Below are 2,814 nucleotides of genomic sequence, written 5' to 3'. Positions count from 1 at the left end.
ACTAACGGAGATGCCCACTAGTTGGGGGCGGGAGAAGATCACCGTCGGCAGTCCGGTGTAATCGACGACCTCGGCTGGGGCCTGCGGATCGGTCCGAAGAGCGTTGACGGCGGCGGCCTTCCCAGTGGCAGCAGCGACGTAGACGAACTGGGGTGCCGTGGTGGCGTCTCCGGCGGCGAAGACCCGCCGGTTGGTGGTGCGCTGATGCTTATCGACGAGGATGAATCCGTCCGGGTCGGTGGTGATGCCTGCGGCTGGCAGGTTGAGGCGAGCTGTGGAAGGGAGACGCCCGGTGGCCACCAAGAGGTGCTCAGCGCAGAGGTTTCGGCCCGACGCTGTGCGCACCCTGACTTGTGCGTGCTGCCGGTCGACAGTGGTGGCGTGCTCTTCGACTACCGTGATCCCGTCTTGGGCCAGGGCCTGGCGCAGGATGGCGACCATCTCCGGTTCGGCGGCCGGGGTGATCCTGCCGATGATGGTCACCCGGGTGCCCAGATGGGCGAAGAGCTGGGCCTGTTCGATACCGACATAGCCGCCGCCGATGACGATCATGGACTCGGGCAGTTCAGTCAATTCCATGGCTGTGGTTGAGGTGAGATGCTCCACCTCGCCCAGCCCGGCTACATCCTTCGGTCGTGCCGGTTCTGCTCCGGTGGCCAGCACCACCGATCCGGCCGCCACCGGATCCCCATCGATGACCAGAGTGTCGGGATCGAGGAAGGATGCCTCCCCGCGGCGGACTTCGAAGCCATGGGCGTCCGCGACGTCGGCGTACTTGGTCCCTCGCAGCTGGGTGATCAGCTGGTCCTTTTGTCTGACCAGCGCTCCCAGATCAACGTCCCGGGCGAGGGTGGGGACCCCTGGGGAAGGGATTGGTCAGTGCGGCCTGGCGGGTGCCAGCAGCGGCCAGCAGCGCCTTGGACGGGACGCACCCGATGTTCACGCAGGTGCCGCCGATGGTGCCGCGCTCGATCACCAGCACCGTCCTGCCGGCCTGCCGCGCGGTGATAGCGGCCGCCATGGCTGCCCCGCCGGAGCCCACCACCGCCAAATCGAATTCGAAACCCGGTTCCATCAGATGGCCCCTCTCTTTCTTCGCTCATTAGGATGGACCTTCCAGCACACTGGAAGGTCAAACCAGGCGGTCTCGAAGGAACGGTAGATTCAATGAGGATCGGCGAACTGGCTGCCACGGCGGGCACCACTCCGAAAACCCTTCGCTACTACGAATCCGTGGGCCTGCTCCCGCCCCCACAACGAACCCTCAACGGTTACCGTGACTACCCCGAGCACGCGATCTCCCGGATCGATTTCATCCGGCGGGGCCAGAGCGCGGGACTATCGCTTGCCCGCATCGGTGAGATCCTCCGGATTCGCGATGACGGACAGGCACCTTGCGCTCACGTCGACACGCTCCTGGTGACTCGACTGGACGAGATCGACCAGCAGATAGCCGACCTCTTGCAGCTGCGTCAGACAGTCACCCAGCTCCAGACCGCCAACCGCACAGTGGACCCTGCGACCTGCCAAGCCGAAACGATCTGCCACTACCTCTGACTGGCGGAGCTGTGGCCCATGCGGGACGCACCTGGCTTCCCTGCCAGCCGGTGGCCGCGACCCGGCGGGGGGTTGTCAGGCGAGTCTCATGGTGGTCAGGCAGGTGAGGTCCTGGTCTCCGGTGGCGATCGGAACAGTGGCCGATTTGCCGTCGTAGTCGATGGTGAGTACGCCGGTGACGTCCCGGGGGAGCCAGAGTCCGAGGAAGCCGTTGTCATAGGTGGTGCGTGATTCATCGATGAGGATGTCTCCGGTGGCGGTATCGGTGACGGTGACGTGCATCTCTTCAGTAGCTATCTCGCCGAGGCAGGTGGTCAGGCTGTGGAATTGGCAGGGGTGGGTGCTGGTGTCGTAGGGCGCCACTGCCAGATAGAACTGGTCATCTGGCATCGGAATTGTTGCGAGGCTCTCATCGCCACTGGTCAAGACCAGTTCGTTCGGCTGCACCGAGGCGATCAGATCGTCAGGCCTATCAGCGACCGGCATGGCGTCGAGTTTCTCGATGATCTGGGGCGCATCGAGACCGGCGAGTCCGTAGGACTCCAACGACGCGGTTGGCGTTCCCGTCGGTGCGTTGTCGGCGGGTCCGGTCGAGCAGCCGGCGAGAGTCAACGCGGCGGCAGCAAGCAACGCGGATGCGACTCGTCGCCGAGAGGTGTCGGTGGTGATCATTGTGGTTATCCTCGCTCCATCGCTCGTGTGACGGATTCTGGACTCAGGTCGAGGCGGCGTAGCAGCTGGGCGTTGAGGGCAACAACGACCGTCGAGAGCGACATGAGGATGGCGCCGACGCTCATGGGCAGCACGAATCCGATCGGGGCTAACACTCCAGCGGCGAGAGGCACGGCGGCGAGGTTGTATCCGGCGGCCCACCACAGGTTCTGCTTCATTTTGCGGTAGCTCGCGCGGGAGAGTTCGATGACCGAGAGCACCGAGCGGGGATCCGAGCTGGCCAGGATTACCCCGGCGGAGCCGATCGCCACGTCGGTCCCGGCGCCGATGGCGATGCCCACATCGGCTTGGGCCAGCGCCGGGGCGTCGTTGACCCCGTCGCCGACCATGGCGACCTTGCGGCCCTCGTGCTGGAGTTGAGCGACCTTGGCGGCCTTGTCCTCGGGCCGGACCCCGGCGAAGACCCGGTCGATGCCGAGCTCGGCGGCGACGGTGTCAGCGACGGCCTGAGCATCGCCGGTGATCATGACGACTTGCGCACCGGCAGCATGGAGCGCATTGACGGCGTCACGGGACTCCGGCCGG

At 65.5% G+C, this 2,814-nt stretch carries 5 protein-coding genes; 1 reads left to right on the top strand and 4 read right to left on the bottom strand.

Going from position 1 to position 2,814, the window contains the following annotated elements:
• Window positions 1-789 (bottom strand): FAD-dependent oxidoreductase (locus AYO52_RS15245; RefSeq protein ID WP_253702217.1); only part of this gene is annotated, 789 nt, incomplete at its 3' end.
• 43 nt (window positions 790-832) lie between these two features.
• Window positions 833-1,075 carry an FAD-dependent oxidoreductase gene (locus AYO52_RS19015; RefSeq protein WP_253702215.1) on the bottom strand — a complete coding sequence of 81 codons (243 nt, stop codon included), beginning with the start codon at window positions 1,073-1,075 and terminating at the stop codon, window positions 833-835.
• Window positions 1,076-1,167: 92 nt separating this feature from the next.
• On the opposite strand from AYO52_RS19015, the gene AYO52_RS15240 reads away from it, so the two are divergent.
• The gene (locus tag AYO52_RS15240) at window positions 1,168-1,557 is read left to right on the top strand and encodes a heavy metal-responsive transcriptional regulator (protein WP_067719225.1); all 390 of its coding nucleotides are present in this window, start codon (window positions 1,168-1,170) and stop codon (window positions 1,555-1,557) included.
• Window positions 1,558-1,632: 75 nt separating this feature from the next.
• Here AYO52_RS15240 and AYO52_RS15235 read toward each other — a convergent pair whose 3' ends face one another.
• Both AYO52_RS15235 and AYO52_RS15230 read right to left on the bottom strand, forming a co-directional pair.
• Complete coding sequence (locus AYO52_RS15235; RefSeq protein ID WP_172812183.1) at window positions 1,633-2,229, bottom strand: CueP family metal-binding protein; 597 nt, start codon at window positions 2,227-2,229, stop codon at window positions 1,633-1,635.
• Window positions 2,230-2,234: 5 nt separating this feature from the next.
• The coding region (locus tag AYO52_RS15230) for an HAD-IC family P-type ATPase (protein ID WP_156523640.1) at window positions 2,235-2,814 on the bottom strand (580 nt) is incomplete at its 5' end.

The organism is Dietzia sp. 111N12-1, from assembly GCF_001658045.1.
In the GTDB taxonomy this organism is placed as follows: Bacteria; Actinomycetota; Actinomycetes; order Mycobacteriales; family Mycobacteriaceae; genus Dietzia; species Dietzia kunjamensis.
This window is presented reverse-complemented; position numbering and strand designations above follow the sequence as displayed.

Coding starts and splice junctions, on each gene's coding strand:
- AYO52_RS19015 (WP_253702215.1), bottom strand. CDS start 1,075: ATGGAACCGGGTTTCGAATTCGATTTGGCGGTGGTGGGCTCCGGCGGG.
- AYO52_RS15240 (WP_067719225.1), top strand. CDS start 1,168: ATGAGGATCGGCGAACTGGCTGCCACGGCGGGCACCACTCCGAAAACC.
- AYO52_RS15235 (WP_172812183.1), bottom strand. CDS start 2,229: ATGATCACCACCGACACCTCTCGGCGACGAGTCGCATCCGCGTTGCTT.